The 16,481-nt window shown below is 64.8% G+C and carries 16 protein-coding genes; 7 read left to right on the forward strand and 9 right to left on the reverse strand.

What is annotated here, in order from left to right:
- Positions 1–557: 557 nt before the first annotated feature.
- Complete coding sequence (locus tag ACIP5Y_RS25790; protein ID WP_400353527.1) at positions 558–692, reverse strand: hypothetical protein; 135 nt, start codon at positions 690–692, stop codon at positions 558–560.
- Between the two features lie 317 nt (positions 693–1,009).
- Here ACIP5Y_RS25790 and ACIP5Y_RS25795 point away from each other — a divergent pair, with 317 nt between their 5' ends.
- Both ACIP5Y_RS25795 and ACIP5Y_RS25800 read left to right on the forward strand, forming a co-directional pair.
- On the forward strand, positions 1,010–2,965 hold the full coding sequence (locus ACIP5Y_RS25795; RefSeq protein WP_400353528.1) for a hypothetical protein: 1,956 nt from the start codon (positions 1,010–1,012) through the stop codon (positions 2,963–2,965).
- A gap of 204 nt (positions 2,966–3,169) precedes the next feature.
- Complete coding sequence (locus ACIP5Y_RS25800) at positions 3,170–3,892, forward strand: SMI1/KNR4 family protein (protein ID WP_400353530.1); 723 nt, start codon at positions 3,170–3,172, stop codon at positions 3,890–3,892.
- Positions 3,893–3,894: 2 nt separating this feature from the next.
- On the opposite strand, the gene ACIP5Y_RS25805 is transcribed toward ACIP5Y_RS25800, so the two are convergent.
- From ACIP5Y_RS25805 to ACIP5Y_RS25815, 3 genes are all read right to left on the reverse strand, one after another.
- Positions 3,895–4,245 (reverse strand): chromate transporter, encoded by a 351-nt coding sequence (locus ACIP5Y_RS25805; RefSeq protein ID WP_400353532.1) that lies wholly within the window; start codon positions 4,243–4,245, stop codon positions 3,895–3,897.
- A 101-nt stretch (positions 4,246–4,346) separates the two neighbouring features.
- On the reverse strand, positions 4,347–5,183 hold the full coding sequence (erm, locus tag ACIP5Y_RS25810) for an ErmE/ErmH/ErmO/ErmR family 23S rRNA (adenine(2058)-N(6))-methyltransferase (protein WP_400353534.1): 837 nt from the start codon (positions 5,181–5,183) through the stop codon (positions 4,347–4,349).
- Between the two features lie 405 nt (positions 5,184–5,588).
- The gene (locus ACIP5Y_RS25815) at positions 5,589–6,707 is read right to left on the reverse strand and encodes an LCP family protein (RefSeq protein WP_400353536.1); all 1,119 of its coding nucleotides are present in this window, start codon (positions 6,705–6,707) and stop codon (positions 5,589–5,591) included.
- 677 nt (positions 6,708–7,384) lie between these two features.
- On the opposite strand from ACIP5Y_RS25815, the gene ACIP5Y_RS25820 reads away from it, so the two are divergent.
- On the forward strand, positions 7,385–8,506 hold the full coding sequence (locus tag ACIP5Y_RS25820) for an alpha/beta hydrolase (protein ID WP_400353538.1): 1,122 nt from the start codon (positions 7,385–7,387) through the stop codon (positions 8,504–8,506).
- A gap of 73 nt (positions 8,507–8,579) precedes the next feature.
- Complete coding sequence (locus ACIP5Y_RS25825) at positions 8,580–9,437, forward strand: helix-turn-helix domain-containing protein (protein WP_400353540.1); 858 nt, start codon at positions 8,580–8,582, stop codon at positions 9,435–9,437.
- A gap of 83 nt (positions 9,438–9,520) precedes the next feature.
- Here the strand turns inward: ACIP5Y_RS25825 and ACIP5Y_RS25830 are convergent, their stop codons facing one another.
- Both ACIP5Y_RS25830 and ACIP5Y_RS25835 read right to left on the reverse strand, forming a co-directional pair.
- Entirely contained in the window at positions 9,521–10,279 is a 759-nt protein-coding gene (locus tag ACIP5Y_RS25830; RefSeq protein ID WP_400353542.1) for an SDR family NAD(P)-dependent oxidoreductase, read from the reverse strand.
- Between the two features lie 79 nt (positions 10,280–10,358).
- On the reverse strand, positions 10,359–11,372 hold the full coding sequence (locus tag ACIP5Y_RS25835) for a sigma-70 family RNA polymerase sigma factor (RefSeq protein WP_400353544.1): 1,014 nt from the start codon (positions 11,370–11,372) through the stop codon (positions 10,359–10,361).
- Positions 11,373–11,595: 223 nt separating this feature from the next.
- Between ACIP5Y_RS25835 and ACIP5Y_RS25840 the strand changes: the two genes are divergently transcribed.
- On the forward strand, positions 11,596–12,177 hold the full coding sequence (locus ACIP5Y_RS25840; RefSeq protein ID WP_400353546.1) for a dihydrofolate reductase family protein: 582 nt from the start codon (positions 11,596–11,598) through the stop codon (positions 12,175–12,177).
- A gap of 78 nt (positions 12,178–12,255) precedes the next feature.
- Here ACIP5Y_RS25840 and ACIP5Y_RS25845 read toward each other — a convergent pair whose 3' ends face one another.
- Positions 12,256–12,720: a hypothetical protein gene (locus ACIP5Y_RS25845; protein WP_400353547.1), complete on the reverse strand. Its 465-nt coding sequence runs from the start codon at positions 12,718–12,720 to the stop codon at positions 12,256–12,258.
- Between the two features lie 68 nt (positions 12,721–12,788).
- Positions 12,789–13,625, reverse strand: coding sequence for a GNAT family N-acetyltransferase (locus tag ACIP5Y_RS25850; RefSeq protein ID WP_400353549.1), 837 nt, complete (start codon positions 13,623–13,625; stop codon positions 12,789–12,791).
- A gap of 148 nt (positions 13,626–13,773) precedes the next feature.
- Between ACIP5Y_RS25850 and ACIP5Y_RS25855 the strand changes: the two genes are divergently transcribed.
- A complete protein-coding gene (locus ACIP5Y_RS25855) occupies positions 13,774–14,376 on the forward strand; it encodes a DinB family protein (protein ID WP_400353551.1) in 603 nt (200 codons plus the stop codon).
- A 56-nt stretch (positions 14,377–14,432) separates the two neighbouring features.
- Here ACIP5Y_RS25855 and ACIP5Y_RS25860 read toward each other — a convergent pair whose 3' ends face one another.
- Positions 14,433–15,512 carry a Gfo/Idh/MocA family protein gene (locus tag ACIP5Y_RS25860; protein WP_400353553.1) on the reverse strand — a complete coding sequence of 360 codons (1,080 nt, stop codon included), beginning with the start codon at positions 15,510–15,512 and terminating at the stop codon, positions 14,433–14,435.
- Between the two features lie 116 nt (positions 15,513–15,628).
- Between ACIP5Y_RS25860 and ACIP5Y_RS25865 the strand changes: the two genes are divergently transcribed.
- Positions 15,629–16,216, forward strand: coding sequence for a TetR/AcrR family transcriptional regulator (locus tag ACIP5Y_RS25865; protein WP_400353555.1), 588 nt, complete (start codon positions 15,629–15,631; stop codon positions 16,214–16,216).
- The last annotated feature ends 265 nt before the right edge of the window (positions 16,217–16,481 follow it).

Genomic DNA, 16,481 nt, shown 5'->3' on the forward strand with positions numbered 1-16,481 from the left:
CGATCAGCCTCGTCCACCCAGCGAGGGAAGCCCAGCAGCCATCGACTTGCGATAGTCCTATAGATCGTCAAGTCCTCAATAGACCACTCTGTCCAGGGGCGCTGGTTGATCGCTGCGCCCAGATCTATCGCCGCGATCGCGCTGACTGGCGGCTGTCACATCCGCTCATGCTGTGACCCGATCGGTCGACGCGGCCAGAGGATCCCACCGGTAAGTCACCTGCACTGCTCGTTGATGGGGTGTCCATCCCCGGCGGAGCGAGGTTCGAATCACTTCTACGACCAGACCCGGGGTTATCACCGTGCCCTCGTCGAACGAGATGACCACGCGCTGTGCCGGATCGTCGGCGGCTTCGACGACGAGAGTCAGCCCAGGTTCGTCGGGAGGGGGTACAACCCACCGATAGCCCACTCCGTCCACATGGATGATCCGAGTGCTTTTCCGCGCCAATCCCATAGCGGAATCAAACGGCAACTCCAGCACCCGTGTCGAACGGTTTACGCTTACCACGGCAAAGCCCGAGACTTGCGGAGACCAGTGGCAGTTCGTCTTGGCGATCAGCGGTCCGGATGCGGGAGACCGACTGCGGATCGAAGTGCATACAAGTCGTCGTTGAGGGCGTGCTCGCCGATGCCCCGGCACTGTTCGACGTGCAGGCAATGGAAGCCGCGCAGGTCTACAAGCGCGAGCATGATCGCAACGTAACAGCAGGCTCCGACCTATCGCCGGTGCGGCATTTCCAGCCGACCGAAACGCATTACATATGCCGCATATGGGTCACTTAAGCATCGCCCCACCGCCGCAGACCCGATTCGGGCAACCTCAACCGCACCCTGCCTGACTTCGAACGCGCTGGCGAACGCGTTCGTGTGAAACGCACCGGCCACCCCGCCTCAGTCTGGTTCGATACCACCCGAACACGACGTCCGGAGCCGCGTCGGTCCTCTGTGACATCATCCGTTTCCGTGTCGCCGCGGAGACCAGCGGCACCACGCCGGAAAGGGAATCTGTGGACCCCAGTTATCGAATTTTGGAGGCACTGGACGGCGTTGCCGCCGCACCCTCCACCGGGCGCGGGCACGGCGGGATGCTGACTGCGATCCGCACCGTGTCGGATGCGCTATACACCGGCTCTATTCCGGAAGTGGCCGAATGGAATCCGCACTCGCTGGGCAGCTTCCGCTGGGCGGCATTGATCGGCCGCATCGAGGTCGCCGCGGTGCGGGCTGTCGCGCCGATCACCACCGATCTCGACCGGACTGGTCTGCTGTCCCTGCTCGAGACTTGGGCCGGAACGATATTCGCCGATCGGACAGCGGAGTTACGGGTGGGCACGGTCGCGGCACAGGACGTCGTGGCCGGGACCGCAGGTGGATACAGCGTGCGGCTGGACCCGCGAGATTCCGGAACTTGGCTCTTCGTCGACCGCCGGACCGGCGCACTCGGCCCACCACCCTTGGGCGTGGTCGGCCAGGTTGCTCCCCGGCCACTGCACTGGGGTGACGCTGAGCAGCTACGCGCAGTACTCGCCTTGGTCGACGAGCACGGACCGGTCACCGAGGATCTCGACGCCGTCGAACTCCTCAGCCGCAGAACGGGTTTGACATCGCGTGCGGCGAGACTCGCACTGTGGGGTCATATCGGGACCGCGCCCCGGCACAAACACAAATACGTTGTCCAGGGAATGACCCCGGCCGAGGCGTACGACGCTGTATCCGATCTCTCGGAATTACACGGCCACGGCAGGCCCGGTGCCGTCCCGGCTCTCTACACCGGACTGCTGCCCGCCGACCCGGCTGAACTCTGGAAACCCCATGCGATGCGGGACCTCGCCGAAAGGTTGGCCGCCGCCTGGATCGAACAGTGCGGCCGACAACTGGCGCTCCCGGAATCCACCTGCAGGGCAGCCGTATCCGTGACAGCCGCCTTGCACGCTCCCGGCTCCAGTCAATGGGGCATCGCGCCGACCCGGCTCTGCCGAATTCTGGCGGCTCCTGACGAGCTCGCGGCCCTGACTGTCGATGTGCGCACCGCACCCGAGTTCCGCACCGACCACGGCAAGCTCGTCACTAGCACCGATGACATGATCTACGACGACCTGATTCGGCTGTGGCAGCCGCTGATCACCACGTGCCGCTGGGCATACGGCAATCTCCCCGCCGGCGATCTGGTTCGCGCCGGGATCCCGCGCACCCTTGAACTCCTCCGCGCCCGCATGCGCAACGAGGACCTGCTGATACGGGCGGGTACGTCGGACACTGAGCGAATCGATCGGTTGCGGCATGCCGCAATGGATTCGAGTCATCCGGACCCGCTGTCCGGCGGGCTATACGACGACGGAGTGCTGGTGGCCTGGCCGTTTCGGGACACGCGGACGAGCTACTGGAATCTCACCTATCGGCCTGCACGCCTCACCGAATTCGACGACCAGGTGATTCCACTCTCCCCAAGGGAGGGACGCCCGGCGCGCGAGTTCCTGGGTTGGCTGTTCGGCGACGACGCCGACCAGATGATTGCCCGCTGCGCGCCGGACGCCCTCCCGGCCGGAAGCTACGAGACCGATCCGACACTTAGTGCGCCACAACTGGTTTCCACCGTGAGCAAATCACTCGACATCGACTCCGACGCGGCTGCGCTCTACCTCCAGATCCTGGCGCTGCCCGCACCCACCGACCGCAATGTCCGCACCTGGAACCGGTGGAAACCCGCACGACACCGGCAAGCCGTGGCGATGCTGCTCGCCGCCGGGCTCGTCGTGGAGGACGCCGGACGTAGAGCCGGGCGGAGTGTGTTCCTGCCCGGTCCGTGGACCGCGAAACCCGGTTTCGAGACGTGGAAGTGGCCGCTCTATCTGCCTGTGCACAAACCCAATCTGGCCACGCCCAACCATCCGATCCCATGGCTCGCGATGCCCGCGTTGTTCGAACAGGCGTGGCGGCGCGCGCTGCAGGAGAACATGGCCTAGGTGTTGCGGATCATGACATTGCCGACGTCATTGTGTGGGCGCCGGCAACACTATTCGCGGCGGGTCGCAAGGATGATCAAGTCTCTACAAGATCAACTGGGACTGTCGATCCGGGGCCGACCGAACGCCCCATATCGCCCGCCCCGGGCGGTTCGAATTCCCCGGACAAGCTGTCGTTCTGCTCCCCGGGATACGGTGCGGTTCATGACGTATGACTGGTCGGATGTCCCTCGCAGGATCGCGTGTCTTGCGGAAGCGGCTGGCGTGCACGAGGTTTTCGGGGCGGAAGGTCATCGGTGGTCTCTCGAGGCGCCGCTGAGTATCGCCGAGTTAGGTGAGGTCGAGAGCCAGGTGGGGGTGGTACTGCCGCACGAGTATCGCGCGTTTCTGCTGACCGTCGGCCGCGGTGGGGCCGGGCCGGCCTATGGGCTGTTCACCCTCGGCCGGAGGGAGGGGCGGTGGTGTTGGGAGGGTGACGGCGCGGATCTGACCGCGGTGGACACGCTCGCGCAACCCTTTCCGTACGTCGTGGCGTTCAATCCGGCAGATGAGCTCCCCGATCCTCCCGACGAGCAGGACTTCGACTCGGTCGAAACCTTCAACACTGCCGAGGACGCGTATAGGAAGAGGCACGACGAGATCGTCTACCGGCCAGAGCATTCGGTCGGGCTGCTGTATCTGTGCCATGTGGGTTGCGCACAACGCGAAGTGCTCGTGGTGAGTGGGCAGGCGCGAGGGCAGATGTGGGCCGACAACACCGCCGACGATCGTGGTTTCGAGCCCTTGGTCGATGGCGCCGGAGCCAGGCTGGGCTTTGCCCAGTGGTATCGGCGGTGGCTGGACCGAAGCGAAGCCGAACTCACCAACCAAATACCCGACGCCGTGCAATCAGCGCAAGACGTTCCGCATCGCACCTTTCCATGCTGACTTCACTCGAAACGAATGAACGATAAAGCCGCAACCCGCGCGTTGATCGGCCGTCCAAATGAGTTGATCCGCGACACCGACATTTGCGAGATGCCCAGTAGGCGGGCGAGGTCGGCCTGGGTCCTGTCGTGTCCGTAGTGCAGGACCCGCACGGCGCATTCGCGTTCGGAAAGGGCGGCCGGCGGCGGGCCGGCGGTGATCGAGTCCTCGAACTCGCTGGCCGCGAACCACTTTCGGGCCCGGACACACAACCTCCGCAGCAGCGCGATGTGTGTGGGTGGGCCGCCGAACCCGATGCAGCCGATGCGTCCCCGGTCCCGAGCGATCGTTGTCAGCCGAACTTCTGCGCTCATGAGTGGTGATGTTCGGTTCGGTGAGTCATGACCGAACCGGCCACGGACGCGGGACCGCGTTCGTCGAGACCCGTTCGGAGGGAGCCCAAGCCGGTCCTGGGCTACCCGAAGATCGCCGCGTGTAATGCGATCCACTGGTCGGGGTGCACATATGCGACGACGGTGTCCGGTGCGATTCCGGCGGCCGCGAGCGCTGCATTCGCCTTCGGGAAACGAGTGCGCAGCGACGCCCCGATCGAACCGCCCACCCCGGAGAAGCCCAATTCGACCAGCGCCCTGAAGGTCTCACGATCTCCCACGAGCGGGTGTGGTCGGCGATCGATGCGCAGGATCGCCGCATCCACCGCCGGCACGGGACGGAACGCGGTGCGATCCACCCGGCCGCGCAGCTCCCAGGTGAACCACGGCCACGTGGCCACGGTGACCAGGCTCCACCGGCCGTAGTCGCCTGTGCGTTTGCGCGCGTACTCGCGCTGGGTGAGAAGCGTCGCCGAGGTGAGCGCGGGTGCGGTCAGGCACCAGTTCACAATCTCGGCCGTCGCTGAGAACGGGATATTTCCCACTACCGCGAAGGGTTCTCGCGGCGGCCGAGCCCTGGTGAAATCGCCTCGCACCACCCGGATTCCGGTGTGGCCACGAGTGCGAGCCGCCAATCTGCCGGCCGGCAGCGGATCGATCTCGTAGGCGATGACGTGCGCTCCACGCTGCGCCAGTGCGATGGTGAGCGCTCCCTCGCCCGCACCGGGCTCCCACACGAGTCCGTTCGGATCCGCCACCCGCACAATCGATTCGACGGCGTCGCTGTCCACCAGAAAGTTCTGCGACAGTTCGCGGCGTGCCCGGTCTCGCGAGGTGCGTCCCGCGGCCTTGCCGACCTTGCCCTGAGTATGGGAATAGTCCCGGTATCCGGATTTACGAGAAACATGATTCTGCGTCACAGCAGTTGCCCTTTCGGGTCCTCGAGAAGGAAATACGACTCTCGAAGGGCCCTGAGCGCGCCTGCCGACGCCGGTACGAACTACCTGCGACGGCTAGCGGGCCAGCGCCCGGCTACGACGCACACGCACGAAGAAGTGGCAACACATGATCGTCACCCTAGGAACAACGACCCGGTCCCGCAATCGATTTCCGGTGCCCGGCCATGTGCGTGTACTACCTCGGGACGTGGATCGACAAGCGTCTCAACCCGACCATCGCTGCCACCAGCGCCGTAGCACCGCGCGGTACGAGCACCGGTGTGACCGCTGCGCGGTCCGCCAACCCAACCCAGAACCAACCCCCTCAGCAGGAAACGGCACCACCTACAGCAGTCGAGACCACGGCCGTAACCCCCAAGGGCAGCTCTAGTTGACGCAGGGCACGCCGCCGTCGGAATCCGATTTCACCGGAGCACCGCTCGGTCCTTGAGCGGATGCGTCGGTTCCGGTGCCGGGGTCGCTGCTGGGGGCACCGGCGCTGGTGCTGGGCGCCGAACTCTTGCCGTAGAAGGTCGATTGGATGATTCCGCGGATCGTGGCCGGGTCGATGCGGTTGGCGTCTTCGCCGTTCAGGGTGAAGAAGCCTTCGATCGGCAGGGTCTGGAAGACCGTGTTGCCGCCGGTGAGGGAGCGCATCTCCCATGCCATGGACAGCGCGTTCCACCGATCGTCGATGACGACATCCCGCTTCGCGGCGTCCGTCATGTTGGCGATCTTGAACGGGTTGAGGATCGTGCCGACGCCACGGACGTTGTGCGATGCCGACGACAGGAATGCCTGCTGCCGGTGGGTGCGGTCGAGGTCGCCGTTGGGAAGCCCGTGTCGTTGCCGAACGAACGCCAGCGCCTGCGCGCCGTCGAGCTTCTGCGTGCCTGCCGGGAACACCGCGCCGGAATAGTCGGAGTCGTCGACCGCTTGGTTCAGGCAGACCTGGACACCATTCAGGGCGTTGGCGAGATCGTAGAAACCGGACAGGCTGATCTCGGCGAAGTGGTCGATGGATACGCCGGTGAGGTTGCGGACAGTCGCCAACTCCAGCTTGCGTCCGGCTTCACGGCCGACGGTCTCCAGCTGATGCTGGTCCGTCACACCCTGTTTGCGCGCGGCCTGCTCGGCGTCGGCTTTGGCATTCCCGTACGCCTCCTTGATCTTCATCATGCCGTAGCCGGGCACCTCCACCGCGTCGTCGCGAGGAATCGAAAACGCTTGTGCCTTACCGCCGCCCGACGGGATATGGATGAGGATGAGGGTGTTGGTGTTGTAACCGCCTTGATCACCGTCCCCGGCATGCAGTTGGGACAGGATCGTGGCCGGCAGTTGCTGGCCGTTCTGATCGTTGCGGGTGTCCAGGCCCATCAGCAGGACGTTCGTACCGTTGGACGAGGTGGGCGCGCCGCTGAGAGCACCTGAGGAAGCCATCTTGCTGGACATGCTCGCGAATAGGTAGATGTAATACCCGGCCAGAGCCAACACCAGCACGATCACCAGCACCAGAATCCGCCGGATCGTCCGCCACCACCGCCGCGGAGAACGTCGCCGCGAGCTGGCGGGTTCCTCCGGCGGCCGACGCGGCGGCGGAGCGCCGGGATCCACCGGCCGCCGCATCGGCGGATTCACCGGCGCCTGCCGACCCACTCCCGCAGGTGGTCCCGACGGCCAACGCTGCGGCGGGACACCAGGATTCACCGGTCGCCGCATCGGCGGGTTCACCGGTGGCTGCCGTCGTGCTCCCGCAGGTGGTCCCGACGGCCGACGCGGCGGCGGGACGCCGGGATTCACCGGCCGCCGACGCTCTTCGTCTCGTCCTGACCAGTCGCCTCGCATGAGTCCTCCAGTTACGCCGATTCACTTGCTCAGACGTACGGCATCGAAGCGATGACGGGCATACGGTCGACCTACTGCAACGAAGCGCCTGACCCGCGAATGTACCGAGTGTCAATGTGCGGGGCTCACGTGATCCCCCCATTGGTATCGCCACCGGACGCTAAGCCGTATCGCCGCATCCGAGCGCACCGGCCACACTTCGCGCCTCTTGTCGTCTCAGCATTGCGACCAGGAGTGTGGGTGGTACTGACATCACTACCTCTGAGCGGTCTGAGCTGCGTAATCCGGGCTTAGGCTCGTTCCGGTCGGGTTAGAGCGAGGTGTGGAAGGGAGATGCTGTGTTCAACTACTTTCCGGGCAATTACATGTGGTCTTCCGCAGTGATGTTGTCGCTGATGGCCGGCGGGGATCTGGGACAGATCGACCGCTGGCTCGCTCCCCTACGTGAGGCCGACACGGATGTCGATGGGTGGACCAAAGCGTGGGACAGTGCCGGTGCGCAGCAGGTCGAGCATGCCGAGGACGATCTGCGCCGCGGGTATCGGCGCAGCGCGAGCGCACGCTATCTGCGGGCGTCGAATTACTATCTGACCGGTGAGCGGCAGACGCCGCCGGGTCCGGCGAAGATACACAGCTACCAGTGTGGGCTGACTGCCTTCGCGAAGGCCGTGGAGTACATGCCGCGACCGCTCGAGCGGGTCGAGATCGATTCGCCCGACGGTGTTTTGCCCGGCTATCTCATCCCAGCCCGCGATCGGCGGGGTCCGGCGCCGATCGTCATCTTCTACAACGGTTTCGACGTCACCAAGGAACTGCTCTACGGGTTCATCGGTGAGGAGTTCTCCGACCGCGGCATTGCCTGTCTGGTCATCGATACTCCCGGCACCGGCGAGCCGCTGCGGCTGCGTAATGTCGCTTCCCGCCCGGACTACGAGGTGCCCACCGCCGCGATCGTCGACTACCTCGAGACGCGCCCCGACATCGACCGCACGCGAATCGGTCTGCTCGGGATCAGCCTCGGCGGCTACTACGCACCGCGCGGCGCGTCGTTCGAGCACCGGATCAAGGCGTGCGCCGCATGGGGTGGGGTGTGGGATTACGGCGCAGTCTGGCAGCATCGCTGGGCGACCCGGTCGAAGACCACGTCGGTGCCGTTCTGGCAGCTGCCCTGGGTGATGGGCACCGAGACCATGGAACAGGCACTGCAGCGGGTCCAGCAGTGGACACTCGCCGACGCCCTGCCGCATCTCACTCAGCCGCTGCTGATCGTGCACGGTGAAGACGACGGAGCCATCCCACTCTCCGACGCGCGCAAGGCATTTCACGCCGCAGGCTCCAGCGACAAAGAACTGCGAGTGTTCACCGTAGCGGCAGGCGACGGCGGCGTGGAGCACTGCAACGCCGATGACCCCGATCCCGCCCGGCAACTGATCGCCGACTGGTTCGCTGAGCACTTGTGATCCGAGGAGTGCCATGGCTACGAGACCGTCGGCCTGCACCTCACCGAGGTCGGCGCGCCATAGGATCGGGGCCATGGCGACTTCGATCAACGAGTTCGGAGCAACGCTGCGCAGCTGGCGCGACCGGTTGAGCCCCGAAGAGCTCGGGCTGCCGACCGATGCGAACCGCCGTGCGCGCGGGCTTCGCCGCCAAGAACTGGCTCATTTGGCCGGTGTGTCTCCCGACTACCTAGTGCAGCTCGAACAAGGCCGGGCGACCGCGCCCTCACCGCAGATATTGGCTGCGCTTGCGCGTGCCCTACGCCTGACCGACGCCGAACGCGCCCACCTGTTCCAGCTGGCCGGGCAACTGGTTCCCGGCGATAGACGTGTTCACGACACGCTGCCCGACAGCGTCCGCCGACTGCTGGCGCAACTGTCGTCGAGCCCGGCAGCGGTCTACGACCTGCGCTGGTACCCGATAGCCTGGAATGCACTGTGGGCCAATGTGATCGGCGATCCTCTCGCCCGACCCCGACGTGAACGCAATATGGCGTGGCGTTACTTCAACGGCCTGCCCACCAAAATCCTGCGGACCCCTGACGAGCAGCGCGAATTCGAGCAATCCATCGTCGCCGACCTGCGTTCGAGCTCCGGCCGATACCCGGCAGACCAGCGCCTCACCCAGCTGATCACCGATCTGCGAGAAGCCAGCCCGAGATTCCGCGGCCTCTGGGACACCCATCGCGTCGGCGTCTACGAGCAGGAACACAAGACCATCGACCACCCCGAACTGGGCCTGCTGCAGCTCGACTGCGACATCCTCACCACCCACGGCACCGACCTGCGCCTCATCGTCCTCACCGCGCCGCCCGGCAGCGAATCCGCCCAGGCCCTCGATGTACTCGCCGCGGCCTGCGCGGGCAGGCCGCTCGTAATAGGCGAGGTATAAGAGCAGACTACCCAACGATGTCAGTGAGACGGCGTCAACGCGACTCGGATTTGATTGCGCCACAGTCGTTCCCAATACCCAGGTTATGCTCGGTCGGATCGTGGATCAGTCAACAGGTGTGAGTCCGTGGCCGTGATCCGGTAGGCGCGGGAATCGAATTCGCTGCCGATTGCCAGGGCGGCGATTTCCTGACCGACTCGCTCGGGGGTCAGTGTGGGATCGAGGTGCTGTAAGAAGCGGTCGAGCGAAACTCCTTCGCGCTGAGCATGTGCGGTGGCTGCGGCGTGGCCCAGGGCTGTGCCCGGGTTGAGTCCGGGCACTGCCGAAACGAATCTGATACCGAGTTTCTCGCGGCTCGATTCCTCCGCTGCGAATCCTGTTATGAACAGGATGGTTGCCTTTGCTCCGGAGTATCCGCCGCCGATCGAGGACCCCTGCAGTGCTGCACCGCTGGAGACAGCGACCACCACGCTCCCCGGATCCAGGGGAGCCAGCAGCGCCTCACGTGTCCAGTTGAATACGTGGCGGACGTCGACTTCCCAGTTGCTGCTGAACGTCTCCCAGCTGTATTTGTGCACGGGCCGAAGCAGCGGTTGCGCACCTGCGTTCAAGACCAGGATGTCGGGGCGATAGGTGTCGACGAGTCGACCAGCGGTGACAGGGTCTGCGGCGTCGGCCGCAATGGGTGTGAACTCGGCGCCGGCCTCGGCGCGTACGGCATCAAGCCGTTCCTGGTCGCGAGCGACACCGATGACGTGAACACCCGCTTTGATCAGGGCGATTGCCGTTGCACGCCCGAATCCACGGCTTGCTCCGGTGACTATGGCGGTTCGGGTGGACATTGTTCCTCCAAGGGTGAGTGCTGACCGGTGTCTCACAGGTACTGATCCCACCGAGCTGGAAAACTCACCGCCGAAGGCGTCACCGGGCTATGTCGTGAGCAGATCCTTCATGGTCGATGGTCATCGGAAGATCGAACAGTTCGAATACCGTGGACTGGAGGAACACGACTATTCGCGCGATCCCGCCAGGTACGAGCGTGAGCACGTGGAGCGAGTCGGCGTGATAGGAACCGTCGGCGTGCCGCACATAAACAGCGGCGGCAGGTTGATCGTTGGCGGAGGTGGCGACCACTCGGAATCGGCCAGGCCCGGTGAGAATCAGTGACTTCCAGAAGCCGATGATGGCGGCGCGGCCGAAGAACCAGGCCGACAGTGGCGGCATCTCCAGGGATGCGTCGGCCAGCAACATGCGTTGCAAGCCCGGAATATCGGCGCGCTCGAACGCGGCGATGTATTCATCCAGAACATGCTGTTGATCGGGTTCGAGTGTGTCGCTGACTGTTTGCTCTGTTGGTGCGGCTGCTGCCAGTTTGTCCCTGGCGCGCTGCAGCAAACCGTTGGCCGCCGCAGGGCTGATGTCGAGCAGTCCTGCGACCTCCGTTGCGCGAAACGCCAGCACGTCGCGCAGCAGTAATACAGCGCGTTGGCGTGGCGGCAGATGCTGAAGTGCTGCGACAAACGCCAGCCGGATGCTCTGTCGTTGCGCAACGATGTCTGCCGGATCCGGTGGTTCCGATGTCGGGTGCAGGAGAGCGGTCGGGATCGGTTCCAACCACGGAATATCCTGACGTTCGAGTGTGGGGTCGTCGGTGGGTTCCTCGACCGGATTGCCCAAGCCGGATGGCAGTGAGCGGCGGTGGCCCTTCTCCAGCTCCCGCAACGCGGCGTTCGTAGCGATCCGGTAAAGCCAATGCCGCAGTTGGGATCGGCCCTCGAAGTCACCGATCGAGCGCCAGGCCCGCAGATACGTCTCCTGAACCACGTCTTCCGCGTCGTGCACCGAGCCGAGCATGCGATAGCAGTGCACCAGCAACTCCCGGCGGTGCGGCGCGAACAGGATCGCGAACTCCTCGCTATCGATCGACACGGCCACGCCCTCTTCCGAACTGGACTCCCAGGCGGCTCGGATTCCGCTTGGCGGTGAGTTTTCGCGATCGCTCGGATCACTACAACGAACACGGTATCGAGCTCGTCAAGGGCAAGGTCGAAGGCAGCCTGGTCTGCCGACGGCGGTCCGAGTCGGGTCCGCGCCGGTGGTTCGTAGGTATTCATATCGGCGGTCTGTGTCGGGCCGCGTGCACGAACAGGAGACGACCATGCGTAAGGTCATCGCGGCTTTCAAGATCTCGGCCGATGGGAAATATGCAGCGCCGCACGGATATCCGGACTGGGTGAACGGCTGGCCCGACGAGTACGGTTCGTGGCTGACGACGGAGATCGATGCGTGTGTGCTCGGTGGACAGATGTATCCGCTGTACGAGCAGTACTGGACACGGGTCCTGGACGCGCCGAACGAGATTCACCCACTGAGCGGGAACATGCCGACGGCGGCGGAGGTCGAATGGAGCGAGTTCGCCTCGAAGACCCCGCATTACGTGGTGTCGAGCAAGCTGACGTCGGTGACGTGGCCGAACACCCGGATCCTGGCGGACCTGGACGCCGTGGCGGCGATGAAGCAGGAACATGGCAAGGACATCTACCTGATGGGCGGCGCGTCGATTGCGGGTGCCGCCATCGACGCCGGTCTGGTGGACGAACTGCGCCTGATCGTCTATCCGCTGATCGTGGGCGAGGGCAAGGCGTTGTTCTCGTCGTCGGCGCGGCACGCGATGGAGCTGCACAAGGTCGAGCAACTCCCCGAAGGTCGGCTGAGCATGGTGTACGGAATCGGGCGGTGACGAAGGTCGATCCCCTTCACCGGCCGAACGCACTGAACTGGCCGCGGATTCAGTGCGTTCTCGAATCTTCTCGGCTGGTCATGTTCGAACGACTGTGGCGGCGAGCCGGCGCTCCTGTATCTCCCGGATCGCCACCGCCACAAGGATTACCGCCAGAGCGGTGAGGGGCTCGAGGTGGAAGTTCCAATGCCCGCGCGGCAATGCGCACCAGATCAGCACCGCCGCCGCGAACGGCACTGCCACGGTGATGATTCCGGCGATCAGCCGCCGGACAGTCACGGCTTCCACCAGCGTCGCCAGCACCAGCAGGCAGAACCCGATCAGCGACATGACATCGATTTGATCGAACCCGTCCGACGGCAGGTAATCCGTATACCGCCGGGGCACATCCAGCAGGGGCGTATACGCGGTCCAGCCGAAGTCGTCTTGCTCGCCATCGCTGAACCAGGTGATGCCTCCGGCCAGCATAGTGGCCACCACGAAGACCCACCACAAGGCATGGCCTGCGATGTGCGCTGCACGAAACACCTGGTACCGGGTCATGCACTGCAACCTAGGACAGAACGATCGTGTTCACCTTCGTGGTCTCCACGACGCGCCGACCGGCGACCTCAGTGCTCGCGAACAGTGAGTGCGCCGAGCTGCATCTGGATCTGCTCTTCGACTATCTCGTAGCCCAACCGCTGGTAGATGGCGTTGCTCGTGGGATTGGACCTGTCGGTGAACAGCAGAACCTCACGGTTCCCTGCGTCCAACGCGGCTTGCGACACATGGTGCGTCACCGCCGCCGCGTAGCCGTGTCCGCGATGTTCCGGTGGGGTGGCCACCATGCCGACCCGTACGATCCCGGCAACGCTGCGCGAGAGCGAGGCGACCGACACCGGCTGCCCGTCGACCTCCCACAGCCAGAAGCCGTTGTAGGACAGCCGTTCACCGACCTGATCGAACGCGGCCGAGGTGTCCTCCGTTGTGAACACCTTGGTGAAATCCTCCAGCACCTCCCGGTCGGACTGCTGGGCAAGCCGGGCCTGCCCGGCCGTCGGGCGCGGTGCCACCAGGCGACTCAGTCGGTAGAGAAGTTGGTGGTCGACGACTTCGGATCCACGCTGCGCGGCCTCGGCGAAAGCTCGCACGACATCGACCGAGCCGACAACATAGTCAACATCGTGACCGGCGTTGTGCAGTGCCGCGACCAATTCGGCCGCGTCGGCGGCGGCAAGTCCGAACAGGCCCAATGGGAACGGCCGGGTATGCACGAGCGCGCCGAAGACCTGACCGTCGCGCGTCAACCAACCGAATAGTGGTGGGTTCGGATACCCCGGCGAATTGCCGGCGGCAACGGTCGCGCTCACGGTCAACGCGACATTGTGCTCGGCAGGCCGAGACCGCAGGAACTCTCCGGCCGCCCCCAGAAACTGCTCGACATCTTCGGTGAAGTTCCAGCCCATGGCACCCATGCTGCCGAAACGAGGCGCGAGGCGCATCCCAATTGATTGCGAGTCTCCCACGGCAGCAACCGGTTAGATCGAGTGAATGCTTCGGGCTGAGAAGAAAAGTCGATCGAGGGTGGGCGAGTGTCCTGGCAGAGTGTTCGATATGACTGTCCCCGGCCCCAAAGCGGATCTGCATCGTTACCTGCGTTCTGCCCGTGAAGCCATGCTGTGGAAGCTCGACGGCCTGTCCGAGTACGACGTACGTCGCCCCATGACCCCGACCGGCACAAGCCTGCTCGGCTTGGTCAAACACCTCGGCGGCGTCGAACTCGGCTACTTCGGTGACACCTTCTCCCGCCCATACGATGAACCCCTGGCCGTATACGACTTCGAGGCGGATCCAACGGCCGATATGTGGGCCACCGCGGAACAGTCGCGCGAAGACATCATCGGGTTCTACCGCCGAGCATGGGCGCACGCCGACACCACGATCGACAGCCTCGATCTCACCGCCGAAGGCTCGGTCCCTTGGTGGTCCGAGGAGCACCGCACCGTCACCCTGCATCAAATCCTGGTGCACGTCATCGCCGAAACCCATCGGCACGCCGGACACGCCGACATCGTCCGCGAGCTCATCGACGGCGCCGCCGGCCTGGTCGACGGCAACGACAACATGCCCTCCAGCGACTCGACCCAATGGCAGCACTATCGAGACAAGCTCGAGAAAACCGCGAAACAGGCCGCCGGGCTCCTGCAGACTCAGTAATCCCGGCCTCCTTAAATGGATGCCCGCCAAAGCATTTCGGTTGCGCCGCGTGTCGGTTACGAGATGCTTCGGGCGATTCCATCGGCTGCGGACTGTTCGATGGCGGCGAGGACCCGGTGGTGGCGTAGGGCGGTCTCGAAGCTGGGATGCGGTTGCCTGGCCTCGGTGATGGCTTGGGCAACTTCCCGATAGAGGGCCGCGATGTTGGCCGGTGGGCCGGACCGGACGCTGGCGGGCACGGTGCGATAGGCGTCGGGCACGGGCAGGGTCTCCTCGTCGATCCGGATGTCCCATTCGCCCCAGTGGATGAATGTCCCGGGCTGGGCCGGTGTGGCGGTGAGGGTTGTGTCGCTGCCGATGAGCCTGAGGACGAATCCGTCCCGGGCGGGCCCGTTTCCGCCGTGCACGGCGACGGAGGCTGTCGCGCCGTTGGCGAGCTGTCCGTGCAGGAGCACATGGCTGGGCGTGGCATTGGGCACCGTCTGTTCGGTCCCGGCGACGAGCACGTGATCGTGTGTGCGGGGTAGGCGAGCGGAAACTTCGGTCAGTCGGCCCGCGATCCGCTCGAGTGCGGACAGGAAATGACCGGCCATGACGGTCAGAATGTTGGTTCCTTCTGAAGGATCCAGGCTGAACACCAGATCCGGCGATATCCGGCTGCCGCCGAAGGGGGTACCTTCCGCTACCAGCGTGACTGATTCGAGTGCGCCGATCCGTCCATCGGCCAACAGATCCGCGACGAAGTGGGCGCTCGGGGAGTGGTGGCCCTGGAGGACGACCGCGTGAACAGCGCCGGCGGCGATGGCGGCCTCGGTCAGCTCGGCAGCTTCATTGACGTCGATGCCCAGCGGCCACTCGGACACGACGTGCTTGCCCGCGGCGAGCGCTGCCTTGATCACCGCGGCATGCCCTGATGCTTTCACCGAAACGACGACGAGGTCGACCTCAGGGTGTGAAGCGAGTTCTCGCCAGTCGGCTAAGGCATACCGCGCGCCGTGGGCGGCGGCCGCCCGGTCCGCGCTGGCCTGGTTTGTAGTCGCGACCGCAGTGACATCGAACTGCTCGAGCGCTGTGAGTGCGGGCAGGTGCGAGCTGTCTGCCCAACCGCTGGCCCCGACAACTCCGACTCGGATCATGTGCACCACTCCCTAGTTATGTACCGTTTGGTAAGAAACTAGGTGGCGCCGCTCCGGCATGCAAGAGGTAATGTACCGATAGGTAAAAAAACCTGGAGAGAGTACGGGAGAACGGCATGCCAGGCGGACGCCCACGCTCGTTCGACGCAGACACCGCGCTCGACTGCGCGTTGGAGGTGTTCTGGCGCAACGGCTATGAAGGCACCTCGCTGACCGATCTGACCGCCGCGATGGGCATCAACAAACCGAGCCTGTATGCCGCCTTCGGCAACAAGGACGAACTGTTCGGGAAAGTCCTGACCCGCTACCTCGACGGTCCCGGCGCTTACGCCGCGGACGCGCTGGACGCGTCCACCGCGCGCGAAGTCATCGAGCGGTTGATCCTCGGCGCCGTCGACCTGACCGCAGGCGAGACCACGCCCCAAGGTTGCTTGTGCGTCAAGACCGTTCAGGCCTGCGGACCCAACTCTCATGCTGTACGGCACGAGGCCGTCGCGGTACGCAAAGCCAGCGAGACCGCGCTGCGCAGGCGCCTCGAGCAGGCTACCGACCTGCCTTCCCACCCTGAACCCGCCGCCCTGGCCGCGCTCGTCCACACCATCTCGGACGGCATCGCCGTCCAGGCCGCAGCCGGGCGCAGCCACGATGAGCTACGGCAGATTGCCAACGTGGCGCTGCATGCCCTCCTGGACGAAGGACAATAGGCCACGTAACGGCGAACTCTATTGTCTCGCAACGCCTCTACGGAGGGGATTCCACAGAAATCCCGCCATATCGCCCCGGAGCAACCGGCGAACGCACCGATTGGCTGAAGAACGTTCTCGCCGCGGGTTCGGCGACGCTGGTCATCGGCAATCATGCCTACAAGGTCGCTCAGCCCGCGGTGATTCCCAACTCGGTAGCGACGCGCTACTTCCGGTCGCGAGAACAGCGTCTGCACAGACTTTTCGGCGTCGAATCCACTCTCGC

The sequence above is a fragment of the Nocardia sp. NPDC088792 genome (genome assembly GCF_044750615.1).
Classification (GTDB): Bacteria; Actinomycetota; Actinomycetes; order Mycobacteriales; family Mycobacteriaceae; genus Nocardia.

Coding starts and splice junctions, on each gene's coding strand:
- ACIP5Y_RS25805 (WP_400353532.1), bottom strand. CDS start 4,245: ATGAGCGCAGAAGTTCGGCTGACAACGATCGCTCGGGACCGGGGACGC.
- ACIP5Y_RS25845 (WP_400353547.1), bottom strand. CDS start 12,720: ATGACCCGGTACCAGGTGTTTCGTGCAGCGCACATCGCAGGCCATGCC.
- ACIP5Y_RS25840 (WP_400353546.1), top strand. CDS start 11,596: ATGCGTAAGGTCATCGCGGCTTTCAAGATCTCGGCCGATGGGAAATAT.
- ACIP5Y_RS25865 (WP_400353555.1), top strand. CDS start 15,629: ATGCCAGGCGGACGCCCACGCTCGTTCGACGCAGACACCGCGCTCGAC.
- ACIP5Y_RS25790 (WP_400353527.1), bottom strand. CDS start 692: ATGCTCGCGCTTGTAGACCTGCGCGGCTTCCATTGCCTGCACGTCGAA.
- ACIP5Y_RS25850 (WP_400353549.1), bottom strand. CDS start 13,625: ATGGGCTGGAACTTCACCGAAGATGTCGAGCAGTTTCTGGGGGCGGCC.
- ACIP5Y_RS25830 (WP_400353542.1), bottom strand. CDS start 10,279: ATGTCCACCCGAACCGCCATAGTCACCGGAGCAAGCCGTGGATTCGGG.
- ACIP5Y_RS25860 (WP_400353553.1), bottom strand. CDS start 15,512: ATGATCCGAGTCGGAGTTGTCGGGGCCAGCGGTTGGGCAGACAGCTCG.
- ACIP5Y_RS25855 (WP_400353551.1), top strand. CDS start 13,774: ATGACTGTCCCCGGCCCCAAAGCGGATCTGCATCGTTACCTGCGTTCT.
- ACIP5Y_RS25825 (WP_400353540.1), top strand. CDS start 8,580: ATGGCGACTTCGATCAACGAGTTCGGAGCAACGCTGCGCAGCTGGCGC.
- ACIP5Y_RS25800 (WP_400353530.1), top strand. CDS start 3,170: ATGACGTATGACTGGTCGGATGTCCCTCGCAGGATCGCGTGTCTTGCG.